Origin of the sequence: Streptomyces sp. NPDC051217, assembly GCF_044455465.1 — a bacterium.
Taxonomy (GTDB): domain Bacteria; phylum Actinomycetota; class Actinomycetes; order Streptomycetales; family Streptomycetaceae; genus Streptomyces.
The window spans coordinates 1-25,459 of sequence record NZ_JBITEV010000001.1; the positions used below are offsets into that span (position 1 = coordinate 1).

A 25,459-nucleotide genomic window follows, 5' to 3' on the forward strand; every position below is an offset into this window, starting at 1 on the left:
CTCGTGCGGGAGATGTTCCGCATCGCCGACGGCGAGGAGCTGGGCTACGGCGACCCGCCGGTACGCGGCCACTCGATCGAGTTCCGCATCAACGGTGAGGACCCCGGCCGGGGCTTCCTCCCCGCCCCCGGCACCGTCACCCTCTTCCGGCCCCCCACCGGCCCCGGCGTGCGTCTGGACGCCGGCGTCGAAACCGGCTCGGTCATCGGCCCCGCCTGGGACTCCCTGCTCGCCAAACTGGTCGTCACCGGCGCCACCCGGCAGCAGGCACTCCAGCGCGCCGCGCGTGCGTTGGGCGAGTTCCAGGTCGAAGGCATGGCCACCGCCATTCCCTTCCACCGCGCCGTTGTCACCGACCCGGCGTTCACCGCCGACCCGTTCACGATCCACACCCGCTGGATCGAGACCGAGTTCGTCAACACCATCCCCGCCTTCACCACCCCCGGCGACACCGACACCGACGACGAACCCGGCCGTGGCACCGTCGTCGTCGAAGTGGGCGGGAGGCGGCTGGAGGTCGTCATCCCCTCCTCGCTGGGAATGAGCTTGAGCCGTACGGGAGTTGGCGCCGGCTCACTCCCCAGGCGACGGAGCACCCGGCGCTCCACCGCCGTGGCATCCGGCGACACCCTGGCCTCTCCCATGCAGGGCACGATCGTGAAGGTGGCGGTCGAGGAGGGCCAGCAGGTCGAGGAGGGCGACCTCGTCGTCGTACTCGAAGCCATGAAGATGGAACAGCCCCTCAACGCCCACCGCTCCGGCACCATCAAGGGCCTCACCGCCGAGATCGGCGCCTCACTCACCTCCGGCGCCACCATCTGCGAAATCAAGGACTGACCCGCACGGTGGAACAGGTCGCTGAGAGAATCCGAATTCTGACGCGATCTGACCATTCCCTGACATCGGCCCCCCTTGAAAGCAACTCCCAAGGCGGAGACCCTTGTTCTGCTGTTCTGTATATTCCGCGCTCAGGGCTCTGCTGCCCGAGCAATTCGGTCGTGGAGGAGAGAAACCACATGCACAGCACCCTGATTGTGGCTCGGATGGACCCTGAGTCGAATGTTGATGTCGCGAAGCTCTTCACGAATTTCGACGCCACCGAAATGCCGCACCTCATGGGCACTCGGCGCCGCCAGCTGTTCTCCTACCGGGGCCTCTACTTCCACCTCCAGGACTTCGACGCCGACAACGGCGGCGAGCTGATCGAGGGCGCGAAGACCGACCCGCGCTTCGTCGGCATCAGCGAGGACCTGAAACCCTTCATCGAGGCGTACGACCCCGCGACCTGGCGCTCGCCCGCCGACGCGATGGCCACGCGTTTCTACAACTGGGAGGCGTCCGCGTGACCGGCCGACGCGTCGTCATCACGGGCATCGAGGTCCTGGCGCCCGGCGGCATCGGGGCGAAGAGCTTCTGGAGCCTGCTGAGTGAGGGCCGTACAGCGACCAGGGGAATCACCTTCTTCGACCCCGCGCCGTTCCGCTCGCGGGTGGCGGCCGAGATCGACTTCGACCCGGAGGAGCACGGCCTGCGTCCGCAGGAGGTGCGCCGTATGGACCGGGCCGCGCAGTTCGCCGTCGTCGCCGCGCGCGGCGCCGTCGCGGACAGCGGTATCGAACTGGACGAGCTCGACCCGTACCGCATCGGTGTCACCATCGGCAGCGCCGTCGGCGCGACGATGGGGCTCGACGACGAGTACCGGGTCGTCAGCGACGGCGGCCGGCTCGACCTGGTCGACCACCACTACGCCGTCCCGCACCTCTACAACCATCTGGTGCCCAGCTCCTTCGCGACCGAGGTCGCGTGGGCCGTCGGCGCCGAGGGGCCGAGCACCGTGGTCTCCACGGGCTGCACCTCCGGCATCGATTCGGTCGGCCACGCCGTCGAGCTGATCCGCGAGGGCACGGCCGACGTGGTGATCGCGGGTTCGTCCGACGCGCCGATCTCACCCATCACCATGGCCTGTTTCGACGCGATCAAGGCGACCACACCGCGCCACGACGAGCCGGAGCGCGCCTCGCGGCCCTTCGACAACACCCGTAACGGGTTCGTACTCGGCGAGGGCGCCGCGGTGTTCGTCCTGGAGGAGCTGGAGAGCGCGCGGCGGCGAGGGGCGCACATCTACGCCGAGATCGCGGGATACGCCACGCGCAGCAACGCGTACCACATGACCGGTCTGCGCCCCGACGGCCTGGAGATGGCCGAGGCGATCCGGGTCGCGCTCGACGAGGCCCGGATGAATCCGACGGAGATCGACTACATCAACGCCCATGGCTCCGGTACGAAGCAGAACGACCGGCACGAGACCGCCGCGTTCAAGAAGAGCCTCGGCGATCACGCCTACCGGACCCCGGTGAGCTCCATCAAGTCGATGGTCGGGCATTCGCTCGGCGCCATCGGCTCGATCGAGATCGCCGCATCCGCCCTCGCGATGGAGCACAACGTGGTGCCGCCCACCGCGAACCTTCAGACACCGGACCCCGAGTGCGATCTCGACTATGTGCCGGTGACGGCTCGCGACCAGCTGACCGATGCGGTGCTCTCCGTCGGCAGCGGCTTCGGTGGATTCCAGAGCGCGATAGTGCTGGCCCGACCCGAGAGGAGCCCCGCATGACCACCTCGGTGGTAGTGACCGGCCTGGGCGTGGTGGCCCCCAACGGCCTCGGCGTGCGCGAGTACTGGTCGGCGATCCGCGGCGGCAGGAGCGGCATCGGCCGCGTCACCCGCTTCGACCCGTCGCAGTACCCGTCCCGGCTGGCGGGCGAGGTTCCCGGCTTCACGGCCAAGGACCATCTGCCGAGCAGGCTGCTCTCCCAGACCGACCGCATGACCAGGCTCGCCCTGGTGGCCACGGACTGGGCGCTCGCCGACGCCGGGGTGAAGCCGGAGGATCTGCCGGAGTTCGACATGGGCGTCATCACGGCCAGTTCGTCGGGCGGCTTCGAGTTCGGCCAGAACGAGCTCCAGAAGCTGTGGAGCAAGGGCAGTCAGCACGTCAGCGCCTACCAGTCCTTCGCCTGGTTCTACGCGGTCAACAGCGGCCAGATCTCCATCCGTAACGGTATGAAGGGCCCCAGCGGCGTGGTCGTCAGCGACCAGGCAGGCGGGCTCGACGCCATGGCGCAGGCGCGCAGGCAGATCCGTAAGGGCACCCGGCTGGTCGTCTCCGGCGCCGTCGACGCGTCGATCTGCCCCTGGGGCTGGGTCGCGCAGATCGCGGGCGGCCGGCTGAGCACGAGCGACGAACCGGCCCGCGCGTACGTGCCGTTCGATGCCGACGCGCGGGGGCATGTGCCGGGCGAGGGCGGCGCGATCCTCATCCTGGAGGACGCGGTGGCCGCGCGTGGCCGTGGCGCGAAGATCTACGGCGAGATCTCCGGGTACGGCGCGACGATCGACCCCCGGCCGGGCAGCGACCGCGAGCCGGGACAGCGCAAGGCGATCGAAATCGCCCTGGCGGACGCGGGCGTGGAGCCCGGCGACGTCGACGTGGTGTTCGCCGACGCGGCGGCCGTGCCGGAGCTGGACCGTACGGAGGCCGAGGCGATCACCGCGGTCTTCGGCCCGCGCGGCGTCCCGGTCACCGCGCCCAAGACGATGACCGGCCGGCTCTACTCCGGCGCGGCCCCGCTGGATGTCGCGGCGGCGCTGCTGGCCATCGAGGAGGGGCTGATCCCGCCCACGGTCAACGTCGAGCCGGCTCCCGAGCACGGTCTGGACCTCGTCACGTCCCAGCCCCGCACCGCCGAGGTACGGACGGCGCTGGTGCTGGCGCGGGGCCAGGGCGGCTTCAACTCCGCGATGGTCGTACGCGCCGTCGACTAGATCCGCTCCCCGGCCGTGTCGTCGTCGTGCCCCGTCCCCCGCGGCCGACATACGGCACGGCCGGCCCGTCGGGAAAGCGAACACCTATGACATTCGCTCTCCGGAGTTCGGTGAATTCAGTTGCGGACAAAGGCCGTTGGCGGCGAATTCACCCCGTCGTGGACCGTGTGCTTCCGCTTGGCGCCAGTTGAGAAAAAATAATCATTTGTCCATTTTGCGGTGCGGGTTGTTATGGGTGCGTCACGCATAACTTGTCCCTTTCTGGGTGGTGTTGTGTTCGGGTGGTTGCACCGAACGCTCGTGATGTGTGTCACAGCTTCGGTGGCCTCGGTGTCTCGCGGTCCCACCCCACCTCCCCTGCTGCAAAAGAAAGTTGAGCCCTGTACAGCCTCGCCGGAATTTGAATTTCCCGGCGCCGGATCCGTGGATGGCATGGCGCTGTGAATTCAGGACTTGTTTCGCCCGGACCTTCTCGCTTACGTTCTCGTCATTCCGGGCGGAACGCCGAATCCTGCCGCTGTCCGGAAACCGCACCCAACAACTCACGTACGGCAGGAGCGGGGGACCCAGGTAAGTCGCCGATCCGGCACAACGGACCGGCTTGGGGTGAAGTCGCGCACCCAGCGCGGCCGGGCATCTCCCGCCCGAACCCGACAGCTCACCTCGCAGGCGACGGAGAGGATTTCGTCATGCCCGCACAGGGTAAGCACCGCCGTTCCCGCACCAGCCCGCTCGCCCGCCGTCTCATCGCCGTCGGCACGGGCGGTGCCGCACTCGCCCTTCCCCTGGTGACCGCCACCACGGCGGGCGCCGCGCCCGCTCCGGAGCACGTCAAGTCGGCCCCGGCCGCCTCGACCGCCGTCCAGAAGGTGACCCACACCGTCGTCAAGGGTGACTCGCTGGCCAAGATCGCGCACGCCCGTTCCGTGAGCGGTGGCTGGGAAGCGCTGTACAAGACCAACCGCGCCGCCGTCGGCGACAACCCCTCGCTCATCCACCCCGGCCTCAAGCTGAAGCTCGCCGGGAAACCGAAGGCCGCCGGGACCGCCTCGACCGAGAGCGCGTCGGCGGGCAAGACCACCGAGGCCGTCGAGACCGCCGCCAAGACCTACACCAACGACCTCGACGGCTGGATCCGGGAGGCGCTGGACGTCATGGCGCAGAACGGCATACCCGGCTCGTACGACGGCATCCACCGCAACATCATGCGCGAGTCCGCGGGCAACCCCCAGGCCATCAACAACTGGGACTCCAACGCGGCGGCCGGCACCCCGTCGAAGGGCCTGCTCCAGGTCATCGACCCGACATTCCAGGCGTACCACGTGCCCGGCACGTCGACCGACAGCTACGACCCGGTCGCCAACATCACCGCGGCGTGCAACTACGCGGCCGACCGTTACGGCTCGATCGACAACGTGAACGGTCCCTACTGATCGGCGGCGTCCGTCATCTCACCGGCCGCCGGCCGGGCCGCACACGCGGCCCGGCCGGCGTTCGGCGTGAGAGCCGCCGTCACCTGACGGAGTGCGCCCGCCCGGTCGGTCCCGCCGGTCGGCCCGGGGGATCCGGGCGGAGCCTTCGTGGCCCAGCCCAAGGGACGGCGTCCACCGCCCGAGCCGGCGCTACCACCGGCCGCGACCAGGCGCGGACCGGTCAGCGCCGGGTCGAGCCGGGCCACCCGAGGCCCCACGCGGACGCCACTACGTGTGGGCCCCGCCCTCCGGCGCGTCCACCAGCCCCGCCGCCAGTTCCTCCACACGTACCCGCCACGCCGCGAGCGCCGCATCCGTGTCGAAGTCGCGCGGCCCGGTCTGGGTGAGCACCAGCCGGGGCCCGTGCCCCGTCCCCGCGCCCAGCTCCCAGCGGACCTCGCCCTCCGGATGCCAGGAGTACGTAAGGAGCTCCGGCGCGCGTACGGCCGTGACCGGGCCCGCCGGGACCTTGTCGGCGGTGAAGCCCGGAGGCACCGGTGAACCCGTCAACGGCTCGGCGCCGCCGGTCAGTTGGTCCCAGACCGTCTCGGCGGGCCGCACCAGCTGACGCTCGAACCGGACCCGTCGCCCGCCGCCCCCGGTCTCCTCGACCCGGCCCCGGGTCAGCTCGTCGAACCGGGCCAGATACGCCTCGTGCAGCGCCCCGCGCGTGTCCTGCTCGACGTCGACGGGGCCGCCGTCCAGCACCTGCCCCAGCGCGGTGACGCAGATCTGCCAGCCGGACGCGAAGCTGGCGGCCCCGAACCGGTCGCCGAAGGTGTGGACGAGGAGGAGCCGCGAGCCGTCCCCGTCAGGGGTGATCTCCCAGCTCAGATGGTCCTCGCCCCAGGTGAAGGCGAAGAGGCGCGGCTCGTCGGCGTCGGTGACCTCCCCGCTCATGCCGGGGCCGGAGTCGCCGGGGAAGTGGAAGCCGATCTCGCCGCCCGGCCGCAGGTCGACGCTCACCTCGGAGGGAAACCACCGCGCGAGGTGCGCGGGCTGCGTGATCGCGTCCCAGACCCGCTGCGGCGGATGCGCGAGCCGTCGCTCCATGCGCAGCGCGGTCCGCCCGTCGCCGGTGCCGGAGAGGGAGGAGGAGAAGCCTTGATCGTCGGGCGAGGCGGGGCCCTCGGGGCCCTCGGGGCCCTCGGGACCGCCGGAATCGTGCGGACCGTCGGTGTGCGGAGTCATGAGGAGTCGTCCTCCATCGCGTCGAGATGCCGTTCGAGCGCGTCGAGAGACGGTCCACAGATGCCGGTAGTGCGCGAGCCAGGCGTCGAGTTCTGCCAGCGGCTCCGGGGTGAGTTCGTACCACCGGCGCTGGGCGTCCTGCCGGACCCGCACCAGCCCCGCGTCCCTCAGCACCCGCAGATGCTTGGACGTCCCGGGCTGGCTCAGTCCGAGCCGGTCGGTCAGCTCACCGACCAGATGCGGGCGCTCCAGGAGGAGATCGAGGATCTTGCGCCTGCTCGGCTCCGCGAGCACGTCGAACGGTATGGGCATACACCGACCATACCCACCCGATTATATAACCGCAAGGCTATGTAAGGGGTGTGCCCAGCGCCATCAGCCAGTCCATCGCCGCCGGACACGTGTCGAGGACCGAGACGTGCCCGTCCTCGGGCCGTACCCACAGCTCCGCCCGGGGGAGCCCGGCGAGCATCCACCCGGCGTGCGTGGACGGTACGACCCGGTCGAGGCTGCCCTGCACGAGCAGTACGGGCGCGGTCACCTCCGCCAGGTCGAAGCCCCACGCGGTCGCGAAGGCCACGTCGTCGTCGATCAGTCCGTCCGGCCCGGCCCGGCCCGCCTTCACCGCGTCGGCGCCCAGCGACGTCCACGCGCCCTCCAGCGCGGCGAAGTCGGCGGAGGTGAAGCTCGCGGGGTCGAACTCGTCCGTCGCCGCGTACAGTTCGCGCGCCTCGCGCCCGTCGGCGGCGGCCCGCAGACCGCCGGGCGACACCATCCCCGCGTACCAGTCGAAGCCCTCCGTGTACGGCGCGAGGCCCGCGAGGCAGACGGCTCCCGTCACCCGGTCCGGCAGCAGCGCGGCGCACGCCAGCGCGTGCGGCCCGCCACCGGACGCCCCCATCACCGCGAACGGCCCGACACCGAGCGCGTCGGCGATCCGGGCCACGTCGTCCGCCGCGGCGGCCACGTTCCGGCCCGGCTGCGGGCTCGAACCTCCGTAGCTGGGACGGCCGTACGACACCAGCCGGACGCCGCGTGCCGCGGCTGCGGTGAGCAGCGGCTCCAGCGGGGCGCCGGTCTGGGGCGAGCCGTGGTGCCAGACGACGGTCGGCCCGCGCCCGTCGACACCCTCACCGCTGTCGTACGTCCGCAGGGTGCGCCCGTCGCTCAGCTTCACGTCCTGTTCGATGACCACCGTCCCAGCTTACGGCGCACGGCCCGCCCGGCTCAGCAGATCCCGTCCCCGGGCTTGGGGTTGCCCAGCGCGAACAGCGGGCGCAGCCGTATCCCCGCCCAGGTCCCCAGGAGCGCGGTGGCGCCCCAGATCCAGCCGTGCAGACTGCCCGACGCGATGCCCGCGAGGTACGCGCCGATGTTGCAGCCGCCCGCCAGCCGGGCGCCGATCCCCATGAGTACGCCGCCGAGCACGGCGGCCACGGCGGTACGGCCGGGGATGCCCCGGTGCAGCGCCCAGGTCCCGCCGAGCGAGGCGGCGACCGCCGCGCCGATCATGATGCCGATGTCGGTGAGGCTGTTCTTGTCCTTCAGTACGGGCCCGTCGAACATCTCGGCGTTGCCCGGCTGCTGCCAGAAGGACCAATTGGCGGGGTTCCCGCCGAGCGCGTCGACGACCCTCGACCCCCACAGGCTGAACGCACTCGTGACACCCCAGGCACCGCCGGACACCAGCAGCACCCCCGCGCCCAGCACGGCCAGCGCCAGCGCGCCGGCGACCAGCGGCCACGAGCCGCGCAGTACCCGGGCAGCGCCCTTGGCACTGGGCGGGGTGCTGATGGGCGGCGGGTTGCGGCGGGCCTGCACACGGCGGCTCACCAGCACGATGAGGCCCAGTACGGCGATGGTCACCGCCCACGAACCGAACCAGCCGACGTGGTCGGACAGAACCACCGGGTCGAGCGCGGGCAGGTCCTTCCAGAGGTCGAACTGCCAGGCGGCGAGGGTCGATCCGACGATGAACCCACCGAGCGTGAGCACGATGGACGACTGCCCCGACCCCACGGCGAACAGCGTGCCCGACGCACACGCGCCACCGAGCTGCATGCCGACGGCGAAGACGAACGCCCCGACGAGCAGCCCGATGCCGAGCGGCCCCGCCGACGGCGCGGGCACGGAGCCGAACAGCCCCGTGCCGCTGCCGATGATCAGCGCGAAAAGGGTGGCGGTGGTGCCGAGGAGCAGGGCATGGGCGCGCAGCCCCTGCCCGTTGCCGACGGCGACCAACTGCCGCCAGGCGGAGGTGAATCCGAAGCGCGAGTGGAAGAGCGCGAGACCCAGCCCCAGCCCGAGCAGCAGGAGGGAGCCGGGCTTGGCGCCGTGCGTCGACCACACGTACGCGGTGAGCGCGACGGCCAGCAGCCCGGATATGGCGAGCGGCACGCGACGCACGGGAGGCGCGGGGTCTGCTTCCGGTGCGGGGGAGGAGGTCGGGGAGGGAACGAGCAGCGCGGCGGGGATCGCCCGGCGCGGGGGAGCGGTGGTGGTCACGACTGTTCTCCGGAGTCGGTGGTCGGCGGCGGGGCTCGGAGGCTCGGGGCGCGGGGCTCGACTCAGCGACAACAGAGGTTGTCGTCGACGCACCACACCGAGTTCGCGAAGCACGCGAGACAGAGGAGGCGGGCGGGTGCGGACATGGCGGCGAGACTAGCGCGGGCATTCGATTCCGTGCACACGTATCTCATATATTGGACAGTGCGTCCATGATCCGACACGTGGGGGTCGGGTGTGGAGGTGTCGCCCCCATGGGCAGTGCCGGGAGCAGCAGGTCTCACGTCAGCCTCACCGGATGCTTCAAATGAGGGGGACCGAACGTGCGAGGACTCGTTCGGTGAGGCCCCCTGGGCAGGAGGTCTCGCCGAACGGACAGTTCAGGACCGGCGCGGGCGCAGCGACAGCCAGCGCAGGGAGGCGAGGCCGAGCGCCGTCATCATGCGCTCCAGCCTCGGGTCCGTGCCCGGATCCGCCGAGTCCATCGAGCACGCCGCCGCCAGCAGAAACCCCGCCTGCGCCGAGATGAGCACGTCCACCGCCGCCGGATCGACACCGCGCAGCAGCGGATGGCGCGCGGCGTACGGCTCCGGGTCGAGCCCGCTCTGCGCCACGCTGCCGAGCAGCATCACCAGATCCGCGTACGCCGGCCCGACCCAGGCGTGCGGCCAGTCCACGACCACGACGCGCTCGTCCGTAAGAAGGACGTTGAACGGATACAGATCCCCGTGCGTCAGCGTCTCCCCGACGATCACCTCCGGCAGCCGCTCCTCAAGCGCGAGATGCCGGTCCAACTCACGCACCGCGCCCGGCGCCACCACGCCCAACCTCGCCACCGACCGAGAGCCCTCCGCCAGTCGTGCCCAACCACCCAACCGGGGTGACACGCCGGGGGAGTTGAGTCCCGGTGAAGGCGTCAGCCGCTCCGCGAGACCGGTCAACGCCCGGAGCACCCGCTCCAACTCCTCCTCCCGCCACGGCTGTACGGGCAACGCCCCCTCCACGTCCCCGAAGACAAGCGCCACCCACCCCCGATCGTCGTACGACCCCAGCAGCCTCGGTACGGCAACCCCCTGCGGCAGCCCGCCGTTCACCACGGCCTCCCGCCGGTGGAACGCCGCCACACCCGGCGCCGCCGCCACGTCGACGGCCTTGGCGAACGCCCTGCGCCCGTCGGCCAACTCCAGCCGCGCCGCGAGCCCGTCGGAGAACCCGCCCGGCTGGCTCCTCGCCTCCACCACCCGCCCCCCGAGCACGTCCTCGATGCCCGTCCGCACGGAGGAGGGGAGCGCATGCCACGGCAGGCGCCGGCTGCCGGTGGACGCGGGCGTGGAACCGGAAGCGAAAGCGTTGTTATGGGTCGTCATGTGTCTCCTGAGGTCGAAATGGAGTCGAGGCGTGAATTCCGTTTACCCGCCCGAAATAAATCCCGAGAAGTCGTGCAACCCTCGGGCAAGATCCCGTGTCTGCCTATGTGTTCGGAAGTAATTCCAGCAGACAGCATCGGGCCCAATAGCCGAGCGGTAGCCGCCACTGGCGGGCCCGTGGGTTTACTGCGCCCCTGTGCTCAGAGAAAGGTGTTCTTATGCGCTACACCAAGCGCGCGGTTGTGGCTGCCGCCTGCGCATTCGCCCTGATCCCGGCGGGCGCGGCGTTCGCGGGTGACGGCCCGGCACCGCAGCCGTCGAAGTCGGCCAAGGCGAAGTCGACCGCACCCAGTGAGGCGGGAAACCCGGCGAGCGCGAAAGCGCGCGTGGCGGGAGTCTGCGCCGATGCGTACCAGGTCGGAAAGACAGCGTACATCGACAGGGCCGGTGCGCACATCGCGTCGGTCAAGCAGTTCTACTCGAAGTCCTGCAACGAGAATTACGGGTATCTCTGGGTCTGGGATTCATTCCGTAACGTCAACAAGGATTACGACGTGAGCGTCGCGGTCTACAGCTACAGCCAGGACGACTTCTTCGGCGGGCAGGCCTGGACCGACCACAACGCCCAGGAGTTCTGGTCACTGGGCGCGGACACGGTGAACGACTGCACGTCGGCGGTCGGCTCCCTCCGCAGGGCGGGCGACCCCCTCGCGGGCCAGGCGGCCAGCCAGAAGATGTGCTGACGCGGGTCTGACGCGGATGGGGCGGCCAGAGAACGCTCGGGCCGCCCCGTCAAAGCGTTTCAGTGCGCGGCGAGGTGTGCGGTGAAGGCGGCCCAGGCGGTGGGGGTGAGGGTGAGCCGGCCGATGCGGGGGTCTTTGGAGTCCCGTACGAGGACGGCGTCTTCGCCTGCGGCGACCTCGACGCAGTTGTCGCCCCCGTCGCCGCTGTAGCTGCTCTTGAACCATGCGACTTCGACGCAGTTGTCGCCGCCGCTGCCGCTGTAGCTGCTCTTGAACCAGTTCAGTTCAGTGGTGGTCATTGCGCTCCTCGCATCTGCTCCAGCAGGCTCGCGGTGGCCTGACGGCTCAGGGCCTGTGACCGCATCTTCCCATAGCGCTGAAGCATGGAACTCGCCAGTTTCGGGCTCGTCAAGAGGGTGCTGCTGTCGTGTCCTTCGAAGTAGCCGACCCACTGGTGATCTGGAGTCTCCGCCAGGTACATCTGGCCACCGGAGCCGCTGTGATCTTCCTGGCGCAATGGCATCAGCTGGATCTCGACATTGCGCCAGGAACCCACTTCGAGCAGCCGATCAACAACTGCCATGGTGACGTCTCGACCTCCCAGCCTCCTCTCCAGGAGCGCCTGTTCAATGATGAAGCTGAACGAGGTGTTGGGGCGCTCCATCAGGAGCCGTTGGCGCTCCAGACGAGCAGCCACTTTCTCTTCGAGCTCCTCCTCCGCCAGTGGCGGCAGCCTCCGCTCGAAGAGGGCCCTGACGTACGCCTCCGGCTGCAACAGCCCCGGAATCACCCGGCACTCGTACGCGTACAACGAGATCGCCGTCTCCTCGATGATCGCCCACTTCTTGAACCATGACGCCAGCCCCGCTCCCTTCGTCAGTGTCCTGACCGCAGCCTCGATGATTCGTCTCGCGGGCAGCCCCAGCACCGGCTCGGACCGGACCGGCAGGTCCTTCGGAGGGAAACGCTTCCCCTGCTCGATCTTCGCGATGTAGTGCGACGAGTACTGCACACGTGGTGCGAACTGCTCCTGCGTCAGGCCCGCTTCCTCCCGCAGCGCCTTCAGGACCGCCCCGAAGGTCTTGAGACTGTCCGACGTCTCGGGTTCACTGCTCATGCCACCGCTGCCGTCCGCCGTCATACCGTTCGCCTTTCCGTGGCCCCGCTCGGCTTGATGCGTACCCCGCACAACTGGTCCAGCATCACTGGTAGTTACTCACCCAGTCCAGAGGGTGAACCAGTACAGCGGATCGGTGTACTGGCGTAGTCCCTGGTAAAGCGGCCAATCCGGCCCGGACGCTGGGCATATGCCATCCCCCCAAGCCCAAGAGGCCGTCACCGTACGTGTGTTCACCCAGCGGTTCTCCGCCACCCGGCGCGGCGCGCGGCTCGCGCGGAGACTCGCCACTCAGCAGCTCGACTCGTGGGGCATTCCGTACGGCTCCGAGCCGTCGGAAGCCGCCGCCCTCGTGGTGGCCGAGCTGGCGGCGAACGCCGTGCTCCATGGGCGGGTGCCCGGACGGGACTTCGCGTTGCGGCTGTCGTACAACACGGGCAAGGAACTCGTACGGATCGAGGTGACCGACACTCACGGAGCGCTCCCGGTGAGGGCGCCGCGCGGAGCCGCCGCCGATGGCGAGCATGGCCGTGGGCTCGTGCTCGTGGACGCGATCGCCGTGCGGTGGGGGGTCAGCGGGCGGTCGGGGCCGGGCAAGACGGTGTGGGCGTACGTACTGGCTTCGCACGAGGGGACCTGAGGCACTACGGTGGAAAGCAAGTACTTACTTGCTGCGCCCCTCTGGAGTGCCGATGTCGGACACCCGCTCGCGGATATTGAGCGAGGCGATGCGTCTGTTCGGAGAGCTCGGCTACACCGGCACCACGATCGCGAAGATCGAGGCGGCTGCCGGGCTCTCCCCGGGGTCCGGCGCGCTGTACAAGCACTTCCGCAGTAAGAAGGACATCCTGAGCGTCGGGCTAAGGGAGCGCATCCGTACGAAGGACGCGCTCACCACGCTTCTCAGTACGGAGGACCCGGCACCCGTAACCGCTTCGGCGGCCCCGCGCGTGCTGCTGCGTGCCGTCGCCAAGTCCGGGCTTGAACGGCTGGCTTACGAGCGGGACGTCAACCGCATCCTGGTCCGGGACCTGGCCGCGTTCCCGGAGCTGCTGGAGGAGTTCCGTACCGCCGAGGTCGCGCGGAACCACGCCGCGCTCACCCAACTCCTCGAAGCCCAGGCCCAGGCCCAGGCCCAGGCCCTCGCCCCGCAGACGGACTGGTCGGCCGTCGCCGCCATCCTTCAGGACGCGCTCTCGCACTACTGGCTGATGGCCGACATCTACGGCGGCGCCCATCCGACCGGCGTCACCGAGGACGCCTATCTGGACACGCTCACCGACCTGGCCCTCGCCCTCATTCCCAACCCGCCTCTTCCGAAGGAGGAGTCATGAAGGTTCTCCTCGCCGGAGCCTCCGGCACCCTCGGCCACTTCCTCGTACCCCAGCTCATGGAGGCGGGACACGAGCTCATCGCCGTCACCCGCTTCCCGGACTCCGCAGAGCGGCTCAGGCGGAGGGGCGCGAGTGCCCTACTGGCCGATGTGCTCGACCGGAGCGCGCTGCTGGCCGCCGTGGAGGGACTGAACGCGGACGCCGTCGTCCATGAACTCACCGCGCTGACCAAGGCGCCACTGCGGTACTCCGACCTGGAGCCGACCAACCGGCTTCGGGCGGAAGGGACCCGCAACCTGCTGGACGCGGGGCGGCGGATGGGCGCGAGTCGCTTTCTGACGCAGTCGATGTTCCTCGGGTACGGCTTCCGGGACCTGGGGTCCGAACCGCTCACGGAGGACGCGCCGTTCGCCGTGCCCACGGGTGCCAAGACGGACCCGGTGCTCGCGGCGCTGAAGTCCACCGAGGACCAGGTGCTCGGTGCCGGGCCCGGGATCGAGGGCATGGCCCTGCGCTACGGCCTCTTCTACGGAGGCGACACCGAGCTCTTCGCCGCGATGATGAGCAGGCGCCGGCTGCCGGTGCCGTTCGGGCGCGGGGGGACGCTCGCGCTGATCCACCACGAGGACGCGGCGTCCGCGACCGTCGCCGCGCTGGAGCGGGGAGCCGGCGGGCGGGTCTACAACGTCGTGGACAACACCCCTGCCACGTGGCGCGAGTTGATGGAGGAGATCGCCCGTACGACCCGTACGCCCAGGCCGATCGTCCTGCCCGCCGGACTGATCCGGCTCGCCGCGCCGTACGTCGGCCAGGTGATGACCCGCGTCAACGTGCGGGTCTCCAACGAGCGGGCGCGTACGGAGCTGGACTGGACGCCGCGCTTCCCGGGATACCGGGAGGGTCTGGCGGCCAACATGGCCACCGCCGGCGGTCACGGCGTGTAGCGCAGACCGTCCAGCAGCAGGTCCAGCAGGCGGCCGGCCTGCTCGCGCATGCTCTTCTCGCCCGCGGCGAGGGCGACGCCGCTGACGCTGACGCTGACGCTGACCAGGATGTCGTCGGAGTCGACCTGACCGGCAGGCGCGCCGTTGTCACCGGCGGTGCCTCCGGTATCGGTGTCGAGACCGCACGCGCGCTGGCGTCCGCGGGCACCGAGGTCACGCTGCGCCGTACGCGACATCGGGGCCGGGGAGCGTACGGCCGCCGACATCACCGCCACGACCGGCAACCCCCTTCGTATCGGTCGCCCCGATCGAACTGGTCGGCCGCTCGTCGGTCGCGGCGTCCGCCGAGGCCGGGCCGAACGTGCCGCCGGCCAATGACGGCGTCGCCGACTACGCGCTGGACCCGGAGGCCGCGGCCCGGCTGTGGGTGGTGTCGCGGGAGACGCTCGCGAGCTGAGGCGGTTCACCGCGCGGTCCGCACACCGATCAGGATCGGAGAAGCGCCGGTCATCCGGCCGCACTAGCGTGAGGGGCATGGACGAACGCGCCTCACGGACGGAGCGACGATGAGCAGGAACACGGGGACGGACGCACGGGCCGAGTCCGGGACGGACGCACGGCACGTGGTCGGCAGCCACGGGGTGATCCGGGTGCACGGCGCGCGCGTGAACAACCTCAAGGACGTCAGCGTCGAGATCCCGAAACGCCAACTGACGGTCTTCACCGGTGTCTCCGGTTCGGGCAAGAGCTCCCTGGTCTTCGGCACCGTCGCCGCCGAATCGCAGCGGCTGATCAACGAGACGTACAGCACCTTCGTACAAGGCTTCATGCCGACGCAGGCCAGGCCGGAGGTGGACGTACTCGAAGGGCTGACGACCGCGATCATCGTCGATCAGCAGCGGATGGGCTCCGACCCGCGCTCCACGGTCGGCACCGCCACCGACGCCAACGCGATGCTCCGCATCCTCTTCAGCCGGATCGGCACGCCGCACATCGGGTCGCCCGGCGCGTTCGCCTTCAACGTCGCCTCCGTCCGGGCGAGCGGTGCGATCACGGTCGAACGCGGCAACCGCAAGACCGTGAAAGCGACCTTCAACCGCACCGGCGGCATGTGCACCCGCTGCGAGGGGCGGGGATCGGTCTCGGACATCGACCTCGCCCAGCTCTACGACGACACGAAGTCGCTCGCCGAGGGCGCGTTCACCATCCCCGGCTGGAAGTCGGACAGCTTCTTCACCGTGCGCGTCTACGCGGAGTCGGGGCTCCTCGATCCGCACAAGCCGATCGCCAAGTTCACGAAGAAGGAGATGCGGGACTTCCTCTACCGGGAGCCGACCAAGGTCAAGGTCGAGGGGGTGAACCTCACCTTCGAGGGACTGATCCCCAAGATCCAGAAGTCATTCCTCTCCAAGGACCGGGAGGCGATGCAGCCGCACATCCGGGACTTCGTGGACCGGGCGGTCACCTTCACCACCTGCCCCGAGTGCGACGGCACCCGGCTCAGCGAGGAGGCGAGATCCTCGAAGATCGAGGGCATCAGCATCGCCGACGCCTGCGCGATGCAGATCAGCGATCTCGCGGAGTGGGTACGAGCGCTGGACGAACCGTCGGTCGCGCCGCTGCTGGAGTCGCTGGGAGGGACGCTCGACTCGTTCGTCGAGATCGGACTCGGCTATCTCGGCCTCGACCGCGCGTCGGGCACCCTGTCGGGCGGCGAGGCGCAGCGCGTCAAGATGATCCGCCACCTCGGCTCCTCGCTCACCGACGTCACGTACGTCTTCGACGAGCCGACGATCGGGCTGCACCCCCACGACATCAGCCGGATGAACGACCTGCTGCTGCGGCTGCGCGACAAGGGCAACACGGTGCTCGTCGTGGAGCACAAGCCGGAGACGATCGCGATCGCCGACCATGTCGTCGACCTCGGGCCCGGGGCCGGTTCGGAGGGCGGCACCGTCTGCTTCGAGGGGACGGTGGACGGGCTGCGGGGTGCGGGGACGGTCACCGGCCGCCACTTCGACGACCGGGCCGTCCTCAAGGAGACGGTGCGCAAGCCCACCGGCGCGCTGGAGATCCGCGGGGCGACGACGCACAACCTGCGCTCCGTGGACGTCGACATCCCGCTTGGCGTGCTGACGGTCGTCACCGGCGTCGCGGGCTCCGGCAAGAGCTCGCTCGTGCACGGGTCACTGGGCAACGGCACGGGCGGCGCGGGCGGCGCGGGCGGCGCGGGGGGCGCGGGGGGCTCGGCGGGCACGGGCGACTCGGGTGTGGTGTCGGTCGGGCAGGGCGCGATCCGCGGCTCGCGGCGGAGCAACCCCGCGACGTACACCGGACTGCTCGACCCGATCCGCAAGGCGTTCGCCAAGGCCAACGGCGTGAAGCCGGCGCTGTTCAGCGCCAACTCCGAAGGCGCCTGCCCCAACTGCAACGGCGCCGGCGTCGTCTACACCGACCTCGGGATGATGGCGGGCGTCTCCACCGTCTGCGAGGAGTGCGAGGGCAAGCGGTTCCAGGCGGCGGTGCTGGACCACCACCTCGGCGGACGCGACATCAGCGAGGTGCTCGCGATGTCGGTGGCCGAGGCCGAGGAGTTCTTCGGCTCCGGCGAGGCGCACACACCGGCCGCGCACCGCGTCCTCGGGCGGCTCGACGACGTCGGGCTCGGCTACCTCACCATCGGCCAGCCCCTCACCACGCTGTCCGGCGGCGAGCGGCAGCGCCTCAAACTGGCCACGCACATGGCCGACAAGGGTGGCGTCTACGTGCTCGACGAGCCGACCGCCGGGCTGCACCTCGCCGACGTCGAGCAACTGCTCGGCCTGCTCGACCGGCTCGTCGAGTCCGGCAAGTCGGTCATCGTGGTCGAACACCATCAGGCGGTGATGGCGCACGCCGACTGGATCATCGACCTCGGCCCCGGCGCCGGCCACGACGGCGGCCGGATCGTCTTCGAGGGCACACCCGCCGACCTCGTGGCGGACCGCTCCACCCTCACCGGCGAACACCTCGCGGCGTACGTCGGCGCCTGACCGGCCTCCCCACGCCCCTTCGCGTAACCGGCCCGGTGTTTACGAACTGGCCCGTGTCGCTGTTGGGCCGAACGGGTGAGGGGCGGGAGTATGGCCGGATGCAGACACAGCGCGCGGGCGGGGTGATCCGGTGAGCAGATACGGCGGTTACGACAGGTACGACGCCACGGATGAGCAGTGGGAGGGCCTGGCTCAGGTCGTCCCACTGCGGGGCCGCAACGAATGGCCCTCGCGCGTCGACCACCGCACGATCCCGGAGGACTACGCGGCCGAGCAGCGGCGATTCGTGGTCCTGCGGGTGCAGGTCTTCGCCGACGCGCGTGAGGTCGCGGAGTATCTGATCGCGCAGATCCCGGTGCTTCTCGACCTGACCGGCGCGGACACGGACGTGGCCAAGCGGATCCTGGACTTCAGCAGCGGTGTCGTCTTCGGGCTCGGCAGCGGAATGCACCGGGTCGAGCGCAACGTCTTCCTGCTCGCGCCGGTCGGCACCGAGGTCGAGGGGATCGCGGCTGCGGCGGCCCAGCAGCCGTGACCAGAACCCTGATACATCTGGGTCCGTGACGGAACAACTGGATGTACAGGGGTTGCAGCGCAGACTGGTGGAGTTCGCGGCGGCGCGGGAGTGGGAGCCGTACCACACACCGAAGAACCTGGCCGCGGCGCTGAGCGTCGAGGCTTCCGAACTGCTGGAGATCTTCCAGTGGTTGACCCCCGAGCAGTCGGCGCGGGTGATGGAGGACCCCGGGGCGGCGCACCGCGTGCGGGACGAGGTCGCGGATGTGCTGGCGTATCTGCTGCAGTTCTGCGACGTGTTGGGGGTCGACGCGCTGAGCGCGCTCGCCGAGAAGATCGACCGGAACGAGCTGCGCTTCCCGCGCAGCGCCCCCGGCGCCTCATCGGCACCCTCGGCGTCCTCGTCGTCCGGGTCCGCGTCGGGCTCCGCGTCGGGCTCCGCGTCGGGCTCCGCGTCCGGGTCTACATCCGACTGATTCGTCACTCTGCGGAGTGGCCGAGTTATCCACAACCGGCTTCCTGTCCACAGATTTCCGAATTCCTCTGGTCTTTCTGTTGCCGATACCTCACTCTGGGTAATGAGTAAGTGGGCAGGGTGTTCGACAGACGGGGACAGACGGACAGTTCGGACAGACGGAGACGGGGATGGCGAATGGACGCGGAGAGGCTCATCGCGGCCGGCCGGGTTGCCTTGGCCCGGAGCGGCGCGGCGTTGGACGTCGTGGCGGAAGCCTGGCAGGCACAGGCACTCGCCCAGGCGATAGGGGACCAACTGGCCCTGCACGGACCGAAAGAGCTGAGGACGGAAGCACGGGACCTCGCTGAGACAGGCGCGCGGGGCGGCGCGTCACCCGACCACCCCTCGCTGCGCGCCGGGGGGATACGGGCGGCACAGCTCACGACGGTGACCGACGCGCGCAGTGCGCTGACGGGTCTGGGCATGCTCCTCGGCGAGGCGGGGATCGCGTTGGTCTCGGTGGCCTGCGGGACGGACGAGGAGGGGTTGTACTGGCAGTGCATCGAGGCGATCGACGCGGCCGACGAATCGAACGACCGGGTGCACGGAATGCTGCGAAAGCTCACCATGCGGGACGAGATCCGTGAGCGGGGCTGGGAGACGGAGAAGGAAATGGGGTGAGACGCGGCCGAGGGGACGGCTCGGAAGACGACTGAGAGGGGAATGCGGGGGCCCCGGCGAGGAGGCGCCGTCGACGGGGGCTCGAAGGTGCAGGATGGATGCATGGATCTTCGAATCTTCACCGAGCCCCAGCAAGGGGCGAGCTACGAGACACTGCTGACCGTTGCCAAGGCGACGGAAGACCTTGGCTTCGACGCCTTTTTCCGCTCCGACCACTATCTGCGGATGGGCTCCGCCGACGGTCTTCCCGGCCCCACCGACGCCTGGATCACACTGGCCGGTCTCGCGCGCGAGACCAAGCGCATCAGGCTCGGCACCCTCATGACGGCAGGCACTTTCCGGCTGCCGGGCGTGCTCGCCATCCAGGTCGCCCAGGTCGACCAGATGTCGGGCGGCCGGGTCGAACTGGGCCTGGGCGCAGGCTGGTTCGAGGAGGAGCACAAGGCGTACGGCATTCCGTTCCCCACGGAGAAGTTCGCCCGCCTGGAGGAGCAGCTGGCCATCGTCACGGGGCTGTGGAGCACACCGCCCGGCGAGAAGTTCTCGTACGACGGGACGTACTACCAACTGGCCGACTCACCCGCGCTGCCCAAGCCGGCCCAGTCCAAGGTCCCGATGCTGATCGGCGGACACGGCGCGACGCGCACCCCGCGCCTCGCCGCGCAGTACGCGGACGAGTTCAACATCCCGTTCGCCTCGATCGGCGACAGCGAGAGGCAGTTCGGCCGGGTGCGGGAGGCGGCGGACAAGGCCGGACGGAAGGCCGACGACCTGGTGTATTCGACCGCGCTGGTGGCATGCGTGGGCAGGACCGACGCGGAGGTGGCCCGCCGGGCCGCGTCCATCGGACGGGAGGTGGAGGAACTGAAGGCGAACGGACTCGCGGGTTCGCCCGCCGAGGTCGTCGACAAGATCGGCCGTTACGGGGCGATCGGCGCGTCCCGCATCTACTGCCAGATGCTGGATCTCGACGACCTCGACCATCTGGAACTGCTCTCCTCCCAGGTCCAGTCCCAGCTGGGCAGCGGCCTGATCGAGCAGTCCTCCCGCTGAACGGGCCGGTCGGCCGATCGAGGACGAGGAGGTGTCCGTGAGGCCCGCCCGCACACTCGCCGCCGCGCTCGCCGAGGGCAGCCTTGTCCTCGACGGCGGGCTCTCCGACCAACTCCGGGCGCAGGGATGCGACTTGTCGGGCGAGCTGTGGTCGGCGCGGCTCCTGGACGACGGACCGGAGCAGATCGAGGCGGCGCACGCCGCCTACGTACGGGCCGGCGCCCAGGTGCTGATCACCGCCGGCTACCAGGCGACGTACGAGGGCTTCGCCCGCCGGGGCGTCGGCCGGGCCCGGGTGTCCCAGCTGCTGGCCGACAGCGTGACCCTGGCCCGGCGGGCGGGGGCCGAGGTGGCGCGGGAGATCTGGGTGGCGGCCTCGGTCGGCCCGTACGGGGCGATGCTCGCGGACGGTGGTGAGTACCGGGGACGGTACGGGCTGTCGGTCCGGGAGTTGGAGCGGTTCCACCGCCCGAGGATCGAGACGCTCGCGGCGGCCGGCCCGGACGTCCTCGCGCTGGAGACGGTGCCGGACACCGACGAGGCGGAGGCGCTGCTCAGGGCGGCGGAGGGCCTCGGAGTCCCGGTCTGGCTCTCGTACACGATCAGGGGCGACCGCACGCGCGCGGGCCAGCCACTGGCCGAGGCGTTCGCCCTGGCGGCGGACAAGGACGACGTGATCGCGGTGGGCGTCAACTGCTGCGACCCGTCGGACGCGGACGCGGCGGTCGCACTCGCGGCCTCGATCACCCACAAACCGGTGGTGGTCTACCCGAACAGCGGGGAGGCGTGGGACGCGAAGACGAAGGGGTGGGTGGGGGAGGGGAGGGGGGAGGGCCCCCTCCCCGCGGCCCGTCTCCACACCTGGCAGGCAGCCGGGGCCCGACTCCTGGGCGGCTGCTGCCGCGTCGGCCCGGCCCGCATCGCGGAGGTCGCGGCCCTGCTGGGCGCGGAGAAGGACGGCCCCGCCGAAACTCCCTCGTAGCCGCTGGTCGAACGGGCCATACTCGGTCAGGTGTTCCTTACGATCAGTACTACCGGCACCCCTGAACGCCCCGCCACCGACCTCGGGTTTCTGCTGCACAAGCATCCCGACAGGGCGCAGACGTTCTCGACCTCGCACGGCATCGCGCACGTCCTCTACCCCGAGGCGTCCGTCGAGCGCTGTACGGCGGCTCTTCTGCTGGAGGTCGATCCGGTGGCCCTCGTTCGGCGGGGCAAGAGCAAAGGGCGCGGCGGCGCGCCCGACGCGGCGCTCGCGCAGTACGTCAACGACCGGCCGTACGCGGCTTCCTCGTTGCTCGCCGTCGCCCTGAGCACCGTCTTCAAGACCGCGCTGCACGGGGTGTGCAAAGCGCTGCCCGAGCGCGCCGCCGAGCCTCTGCCCCTGCGGATCGAGGTGCCCGCCGTGCCCGCGCGTGGTGGCGCCGACCTGGTCCGCTCTCTCTTCGGGCCGCTGGGGTGGACGACGGTCGATGTGCGGCCGGTGGCGTTGGACGAGACGTTTCCCGCGTGGGGTGACTCGCGTTACGTGACGCTGGCACTGGAGGGGGAGCTGCGACTCGCCGACGCGCTGCGGCAGTTGTATGTGCTCCTGCCGGTGCTCGACGACGCCAAGCACTACTGGGTCGCGCCCGACGAGGTCGAGAAGCTGCTGCGGGCCGGTGACGGCTGGCTGGCGGACCACCCGGAGCGGCGGCTCATCACCAGCCGTTATCTGTCCCGCCGTTGGGGTCTGACCAGGGAGGCCACTGAACGGCTCGAACTCGTCCGCCTCGCCGAGGCCGACGACCTCGGCGTCGAGGCGATCGACAACGCCGTCGAGGACCCGGCCCCGGACGAGGAGACGGGGGAGGCCGAGAAGGCCGAGAAGACCGTCTCGCTCGCCGAGCAGCGCCGCGAGGCGATCCTCACCGCCCTGCGCGACGCGGGCGCCGGCCGCGTGCTCGACCTCGGCTGCGGCCAGGGCCAGCTCGTACAGGCGCTGTTGAAGGACGTGCGCTTCACCAGGGTCGTGGGCGTCGACGTGTCCGTCCGCGCGCTCACCGTCGCCGCCCGCCGGCTCAAGGTGGAGCGGATGAGCGAGCGCCAGGCCGAGCGTGTCGCGCTGATGCAGGGCTCGCTCACGTACACCGACAAACGGCTCAAGGGTTACGACGCGGCCGTCCTCAGCGAGGTGATCGAGCACCTGGATCTGCCGAGGCTGCCCGCGCTGGAGTACGCGGTGTTCGGTACGGCCCGGCCGACGACCGTCGTGGTGACGACGCCGAACGTCGAGTACAACGTCCGCTGGGAGACGCTGCCCGCGGGACACGTGCGCCACCGCGACCACCGCTTCGAGTGGACACGCGCGGAGTTCCGCGCCTGGGCTTCGAGGGTGGCGTCGCTCCACGGGTACGCCGTGCGCCACATACCGGTGGGACCGGACGACCCCGAGGTGGGGCCGCCCACACAGATGGCGGTGTTCACCGTCACCGACAGCGCGAGGACCACGACCGTGAAGGAGGAGAAGGCCGCATGACCGACAACGAGACCACCGGGACCACCGGGACCACCGGGACCCGTGCCCTTCCCGTCACCGACCTCTCCCTCGTCGTCCTGATCGGCGCCACCGGCTCCGGCAAGTCGACCTTCGCGCGCGCCCACTTCAAGCCCACCGAGGTCATCTCCTCCGACTTCTGCCGCGGCCTCGTCGCCGACGACGAGAACGACCAGAGCGCCAGCGGCGACGCCTTCGATGTACTCCACTACATCGCCGGCAAGCGCCTCGCCGCCGGCCGGCGCACGGTCGTCGACGCGACCAACGTCCAGCCGGAGAGCCGCGGGCAGCTCGTGCGGCTCGCCAGGGAACACGACGTCCTGCCCATCGCGATCGTCCTCGATCTCCCCGAGGCGGTCTGCGCCGAACGCAATGCCGCCCGCCCCGACCGCGCCGGCATGCCCCGCCATGTCATCAAGCGCCACCAGCGGGAACTGCGCCGTTCGCTCCGAGGGCTCGAACGTGAGGGCTTCCGCAAGGTCCACATCCTGCGCGGCGTCGAGGAGGTCGAGCGCGCCGAGGTTGTCACCGAGCGCCGCTACAACGACCTCACCCACCTCACCGGTCCCTTCGACATCATCGGCGACATCCACGGCTGCCGCTCCGAGCTGGACACACTGCTGTCCCGGCTCGGTTACGCGGACGGCGACGGCGCACACCCCGAAGGCCGTACGGCGGTCTTCGTCGGCGACCTCGTCGACCGGGGCCCCGACAGCCCCGGCGTGCTGCGCCGCGTGATGCGCATGGCCGGCGCGGGCAACGCGCTCTGCGTGCCGGGCAACCACGAGAACAAGCTCGGCCGCTGGCTCAAGGGCCGCAAGGTCCAGCTGACCCACGGACTCGCCGAGACCGTCGAGCAGTTGGGGAAGGAGGACGACGCCTTCCGCGAGGAGGTACTGGCCTTCATCGACGGTCTTGTCTCCCACTACGTCCTGGACGGCGGCAAGCTGGTCGTCTGCCACGCCGGACTGCCGGAGAAGTACCACGGCCGTACCTCGGGCCGGGTCCGTTCGCATGCCCTCTACGGCGACACGACCGGCGAGACGGACGAGTTCGGCCTGCCCGTCCGCTATCCGTGGGCCGAGGACTACCGGGGCCGGGCGGCGGTCGTGTACGGGCACACCCCCGTACCGAACACCTCCTGGATCAACAACACCATCTGCCTGGACACCGGCGCCGTCTTCGGCGGCAGGATGACGGCGCTGCGCTGGCCCGAGCGCGAACTGGTCGACGTACCGGCGGAGCGCGTCTGGTACGAGCCGACGAAGCCGCTGCACACGGCGGCGCCCGGCAGCCGTGAGGGCCGGCCGCTCGACCTCGCCGACGTGCACGGCCGGCGTGTCGTGGAGACCCGTCATATGGGCCGGCTCGCGGTGCGCGAGGAGAACGCGGCGGCCGCCCTTGAGGTGATGAGCCGCTTCGCGGTCGACCCGCGGCTGCTCGCCTACCTGCCGCCGACCATGGCGCCCACCGCGACCTCACGCGAGGACGGCTTTCTGGAGCACCCGGCCGAGGCGTTCGCGCACTACCGCGACGACGGCGTGGCGCGGGTCGTGTGCGAGGAGAAACACATGGGCTCGCGCGCGGTGGCGCTGGTCTGCCGCGACGCGACCGTGGCGCGCGAGCGCTTCGGCATCGGCGAGGTCGACGCAGGCACTGACGCGGGCGCTGAGGCAGGCACCGGGATCGGCACCGAATCCCGCACCGGCGACCGCGTTGGTGCACCCACCGGCGCGCTGCACACGCGCACCGGGCGTCCCTTCTTCGACGACCCGTCCGTCACCGAGGAGATCCTGGGCCGCCTCCGTACGGCCATTGGCGCCGCCGGTCTCTGGGACGAGCTCGAAACGGACTGGCTGCTGCTCGACGCCGAGCTGATGCCCTGGTCGCTGAAGGCCACCGGTCTGCTGCGTACGCAGTACGCGGCGGTCGGCGCGGCGGCGGGTGCCGCCTTCCCGGCCGTGACGAGCGCGCTCGAAGCGGCCCTCGGCCGGGGCGTCGATGTGGGCGCGCTGCTGACCGGCCAGCGGGAACGGGCGGCGGACGCGACGGCGTTCACGCGGGCGTACCGCCGTTACTGCTGGGAGACGGACGGCCTGGCGGGTGTACGGCTCGCGCCGTTCCAGATCCTCGCCGCGCGCGGCCGGAGCCTGGCCTCCGTCCCGCACGACCGGCAGCTGGCCTGGCTCGACCGCCTGACCGAGCACGACCCGACCGGTCTGCTCCAGGTCACCCGGCGGCTGATCGTGGAGACGGGCGACGAGGCGTCGGTACGGTCCGGGGTCGACTGGTGGCTGGAGATGACCGGGCGCGGCGGCGAGGGCATGGTCGTCAAGCCGCTCCAGGCCCTCGCACGGGACGGCAAGGGGCGCCTGGTGCAGCCGGGCATCAAGGTGCGCGGGCGGGAGTACCTGCGGATCATCTACGGCCCCGAGTACACCCGGCCGGAGAATCTGGAGCGGCTGCGCGGGCGGTTCCTGGGGCACAAGAGGTCGTTGGCGCTGCGGGAGTACGCGCTCGGGCTCGAAGCGCTGGACCGGCTGGCGGACGACGAGCCGCTGTGGCGCGTCCACGAGGCGGTGTTCGCGGTGCTCGCCCTGGAGTCGGAGCCGGTCGACCCCCGCCTGTAGGCCCGGGTCGCACCGCGCGACGCGCCAATCGCACGCCCCGGTCCTCCGGGCACGCG

General features: G+C 70.5%; 24 protein-coding genes, 1 pseudogene and 1 riboswitch. Of the genes and pseudogenes, 17 read left to right on the top strand and 8 right to left on the bottom strand.

Going from position 1 to position 25,459, the window contains the following annotated elements:
• The 5 genes from ACIBBB_RS00005 to ACIBBB_RS00025 all read left to right on the top strand — a co-directional run.
• Positions 1-837: biotin/lipoyl-containing protein (locus ACIBBB_RS00005; protein WP_398977052.1), on the top strand; the 837-nt coding region annotated here is incomplete at its 5' end.
• A gap of 179 nt (positions 838-1,016) precedes the next feature.
• Positions 1,017-1,346: a TcmI family type II polyketide cyclase gene (locus ACIBBB_RS00010; protein WP_398977054.1), complete on the top strand. Its 330-nt coding sequence runs from the start codon at positions 1,017-1,019 to the stop codon at positions 1,344-1,346.
• Positions 1,343-2,614: a beta-ketoacyl-[acyl-carrier-protein] synthase family protein gene (locus ACIBBB_RS00015; RefSeq protein WP_398977056.1), complete on the top strand. Its 1,272-nt coding sequence runs from the start codon at positions 1,343-1,345 to the stop codon at positions 2,612-2,614. The genes ACIBBB_RS00010 and ACIBBB_RS00015 overlap by 4 nt, the downstream gene beginning before the upstream one ends.
• Entirely contained in the window at positions 2,611-3,825 is a 1,215-nt protein-coding gene (locus tag ACIBBB_RS00020; protein ID WP_398977057.1) for a ketosynthase chain-length factor, read from the top strand. Before ACIBBB_RS00015 ends, ACIBBB_RS00020 begins: the two co-directional genes overlap by 4 nt.
• 492 nt (positions 3,826-4,317) lie before the next feature.
• Positions 4,318-4,510: riboswitch (cyclic di-AMP (ydaO/yuaA leader) on the top strand.
• 4 nt (positions 4,511-4,514) lie between these two features.
• On the top strand, positions 4,515-5,258 hold the full coding sequence (locus tag ACIBBB_RS00025) for a transglycosylase SLT domain-containing protein (RefSeq protein ID WP_398977059.1): 744 nt from the start codon (positions 4,515-4,517) through the stop codon (positions 5,256-5,258).
• Positions 5,259-5,525: 267 nt separating this feature from the next.
• On the opposite strand, the gene ACIBBB_RS00030 is transcribed toward ACIBBB_RS00025, so the two are convergent.
• From ACIBBB_RS00030 to ACIBBB_RS00050, 5 genes and pseudogenes are all read right to left on the bottom strand, one after another.
• Positions 5,526-6,488, bottom strand: a complete 963-nt coding sequence (locus tag ACIBBB_RS00030) for an SRPBCC family protein (protein WP_398977061.1) — start codon at positions 6,486-6,488, stop codon at positions 5,526-5,528.
• Positions 6,485-6,800 (bottom strand): annotated as a pseudogene (locus tag ACIBBB_RS00035) (ArsR/SmtB family transcription factor). The gene ACIBBB_RS00030 and the pseudogene ACIBBB_RS00035 overlap by 4 nt, the downstream one beginning before the upstream one ends.
• A 37-nt stretch (positions 6,801-6,837) precedes the next feature.
• Complete coding sequence (locus ACIBBB_RS00040) at positions 6,838-7,683, bottom strand: alpha/beta fold hydrolase (RefSeq protein WP_398977063.1); 846 nt, start codon at positions 7,681-7,683, stop codon at positions 6,838-6,840.
• 32 nt (positions 7,684-7,715) lie between these two features.
• Positions 7,716-8,993, bottom strand: coding sequence for a YeeE/YedE family protein (locus ACIBBB_RS00045; RefSeq protein WP_398977066.1), 1,278 nt, complete (start codon positions 8,991-8,993; stop codon positions 7,716-7,718).
• Positions 8,994-9,373: 380 nt separating this feature from the next.
• A complete protein-coding gene (locus tag ACIBBB_RS00050) occupies positions 9,374-10,360 on the bottom strand; it encodes a phosphotransferase (protein ID WP_398977068.1) in 987 nt (328 codons plus the stop codon).
• A gap of 218 nt (positions 10,361-10,578) precedes the next feature.
• On the opposite strand from ACIBBB_RS00050, the gene ACIBBB_RS00055 reads away from it, so the two are divergent.
• A complete protein-coding gene (locus tag ACIBBB_RS00055) occupies positions 10,579-11,103 on the top strand; it encodes a hypothetical protein (RefSeq protein ID WP_398977070.1) in 525 nt (174 codons plus the stop codon).
• Positions 11,104-11,162: 59 nt separating this feature from the next.
• Here ACIBBB_RS00055 and ACIBBB_RS00060 read toward each other — a convergent pair whose 3' ends face one another.
• Positions 11,163-11,402 carry a DUF397 domain-containing protein gene (locus ACIBBB_RS00060; protein WP_398977071.1) on the bottom strand — a complete coding sequence of 80 codons (240 nt, stop codon included), beginning with the start codon at positions 11,400-11,402 and terminating at the stop codon, positions 11,163-11,165.
• Positions 11,399-12,244, bottom strand: a complete 846-nt coding sequence (locus ACIBBB_RS00065; protein WP_398977073.1) for a helix-turn-helix domain-containing protein — start codon at positions 12,242-12,244, stop codon at positions 11,399-11,401. The genes ACIBBB_RS00060 and ACIBBB_RS00065 overlap by 4 nt, the downstream gene beginning before the upstream one ends.
• A 166-nt stretch (positions 12,245-12,410) precedes the next feature.
• On the opposite strand from ACIBBB_RS00065, the gene ACIBBB_RS00070 reads away from it, so the two are divergent.
• The 3 genes from ACIBBB_RS00070 to ACIBBB_RS00080 are packed head-to-tail and all read left to right on the top strand — an operon-like array spanning position 12,411 to position 14,498.
• Complete coding sequence (locus ACIBBB_RS00070) at positions 12,411-12,860, top strand: ATP-binding protein (protein WP_398977075.1); 450 nt, start codon at positions 12,411-12,413, stop codon at positions 12,858-12,860.
• Between the two features lie 52 nt (positions 12,861-12,912).
• Positions 12,913-13,554 carry a TetR/AcrR family transcriptional regulator gene (locus ACIBBB_RS00075; protein ID WP_398977076.1) on the top strand — a complete coding sequence of 214 codons (642 nt, stop codon included), beginning with the start codon at positions 12,913-12,915 and terminating at the stop codon, positions 13,552-13,554.
• Entirely contained in the window at positions 13,551-14,498 is a 948-nt protein-coding gene (locus ACIBBB_RS00080) for an NAD-dependent epimerase/dehydratase family protein (protein WP_398977077.1), read from the top strand. The genes ACIBBB_RS00075 and ACIBBB_RS00080 overlap by 4 nt, the downstream gene beginning before the upstream one ends.
• Here the strand turns inward: ACIBBB_RS00080 and ACIBBB_RS00085 are convergent.
• The gene (locus ACIBBB_RS00085; RefSeq protein ID WP_398977079.1) at positions 14,486-14,773 is read right to left on the bottom strand and encodes a hypothetical protein; all 288 of its coding nucleotides are present in this window, start codon (positions 14,771-14,773) and stop codon (positions 14,486-14,488) included. The genes ACIBBB_RS00080 and ACIBBB_RS00085 overlap by 13 nt on opposite strands.
• A gap of 291 nt (positions 14,774-15,064) precedes the next feature.
• Between ACIBBB_RS00085 and ACIBBB_RS00090 the strand changes: the two genes are divergently transcribed.
• From ACIBBB_RS00090 to ACIBBB_RS00125, 8 genes are all read left to right on the top strand, one after another.
• Positions 15,065-17,530: an ATP-binding cassette domain-containing protein gene (locus ACIBBB_RS00090; protein ID WP_398977081.1), complete on the top strand. Its 2,466-nt coding sequence runs from the start codon at positions 15,065-15,067 to the stop codon at positions 17,528-17,530.
• A gap of 130 nt (positions 17,531-17,660) precedes the next feature.
• Positions 17,661-18,065, top strand: a complete 405-nt coding sequence (locus tag ACIBBB_RS00095) for a cell division protein SepF (protein WP_398977083.1) — start codon at positions 17,661-17,663, stop codon at positions 18,063-18,065.
• Between the two features lie 25 nt (positions 18,066-18,090).
• Entirely contained in the window at positions 18,091-18,522 is a 432-nt protein-coding gene (locus ACIBBB_RS00100; RefSeq protein WP_398977085.1) for a nucleotide pyrophosphohydrolase, read from the top strand.
• A 176-nt stretch (positions 18,523-18,698) separates the two neighbouring features.
• Positions 18,699-19,184, top strand: coding sequence for a DUF6099 family protein (locus ACIBBB_RS00105; RefSeq protein WP_398977087.1), 486 nt, complete (start codon positions 18,699-18,701; stop codon positions 19,182-19,184).
• A gap of 102 nt (positions 19,185-19,286) precedes the next feature.
• A complete protein-coding gene (locus ACIBBB_RS00110; protein ID WP_398977089.1) occupies positions 19,287-20,237 on the top strand; it encodes an LLM class F420-dependent oxidoreductase in 951 nt (316 codons plus the stop codon).
• 37 nt (positions 20,238-20,274) lie between these two features.
• Positions 20,275-21,219, top strand: coding sequence for a homocysteine S-methyltransferase (gene mmuM / locus ACIBBB_RS00115; RefSeq protein WP_398977091.1), 945 nt, complete (start codon positions 20,275-20,277; stop codon positions 21,217-21,219).
• A 30-nt stretch (positions 21,220-21,249) separates the two neighbouring features.
• Positions 21,250-22,755 carry a 3' terminal RNA ribose 2'-O-methyltransferase Hen1 gene (locus tag ACIBBB_RS00120; RefSeq protein ID WP_398977093.1) on the top strand — a complete coding sequence of 502 codons (1,506 nt, stop codon included), beginning with the start codon at positions 21,250-21,252 and terminating at the stop codon, positions 22,753-22,755.
• Positions 22,752-25,403, top strand: a complete 2,652-nt coding sequence (locus ACIBBB_RS00125; RefSeq protein WP_398977094.1) for a polynucleotide kinase-phosphatase — start codon at positions 22,752-22,754, stop codon at positions 25,401-25,403. Before ACIBBB_RS00120 ends, ACIBBB_RS00125 begins: the two co-directional genes overlap by 4 nt.
• Positions 25,404-25,459 lie beyond the last annotated feature (56 nt).

Coding starts and splice junctions, on each gene's coding strand:
- ACIBBB_RS00010 (WP_398977054.1), top strand. CDS start 1,017: ATGCACAGCACCCTGATTGTGGCTCGGATGGACCCTGAGTCGAATGTT.
- ACIBBB_RS00020 (WP_398977057.1), top strand. CDS start 2,611: ATGACCACCTCGGTGGTAGTGACCGGCCTGGGCGTGGTGGCCCCCAAC.
- ACIBBB_RS00025 (WP_398977059.1), top strand. CDS start 4,515: ATGCCCGCACAGGGTAAGCACCGCCGTTCCCGCACCAGCCCGCTCGCC.
- ACIBBB_RS00030 (WP_398977061.1), bottom strand. CDS start 6,488: ATGACTCCGCACACCGACGGTCCGCACGATTCCGGCGGTCCCGAGGGC.
- ACIBBB_RS00050 (WP_398977068.1), bottom strand. CDS start 10,360: ATGACGACCCATAACAACGCTTTCGCTTCCGGTTCCACGCCCGCGTCC.
- ACIBBB_RS00055 (WP_398977070.1), top strand. CDS start 10,579: ATGCGCTACACCAAGCGCGCGGTTGTGGCTGCCGCCTGCGCATTCGCC.
- ACIBBB_RS00060 (WP_398977071.1), bottom strand. CDS start 11,402: ATGACCACCACTGAACTGAACTGGTTCAAGAGCAGCTACAGCGGCAGC.
- ACIBBB_RS00065 (WP_398977073.1), bottom strand. CDS start 12,244: ATGACGGCGGACGGCAGCGGTGGCATGAGCAGTGAACCCGAGACGTCG.
- ACIBBB_RS00070 (WP_398977075.1), top strand. CDS start 12,411: ATGCCATCCCCCCAAGCCCAAGAGGCCGTCACCGTACGTGTGTTCACC.
- ACIBBB_RS00075 (WP_398977076.1), top strand. CDS start 12,913: ATGTCGGACACCCGCTCGCGGATATTGAGCGAGGCGATGCGTCTGTTC.
- ACIBBB_RS00080 (WP_398977077.1), top strand. CDS start 13,551: ATGAAGGTTCTCCTCGCCGGAGCCTCCGGCACCCTCGGCCACTTCCTC.
- ACIBBB_RS00090 (WP_398977081.1), top strand. CDS start 15,065: ATGAGCAGGAACACGGGGACGGACGCACGGGCCGAGTCCGGGACGGAC.
- ACIBBB_RS00105 (WP_398977087.1), top strand. CDS start 18,699: ATGGACGCGGAGAGGCTCATCGCGGCCGGCCGGGTTGCCTTGGCCCGG.
- ACIBBB_RS00110 (WP_398977089.1), top strand. CDS start 19,287: ATGGATCTTCGAATCTTCACCGAGCCCCAGCAAGGGGCGAGCTACGAG.
- ACIBBB_RS00125 (WP_398977094.1), top strand. CDS start 22,752: ATGACCGACAACGAGACCACCGGGACCACCGGGACCACCGGGACCCGT.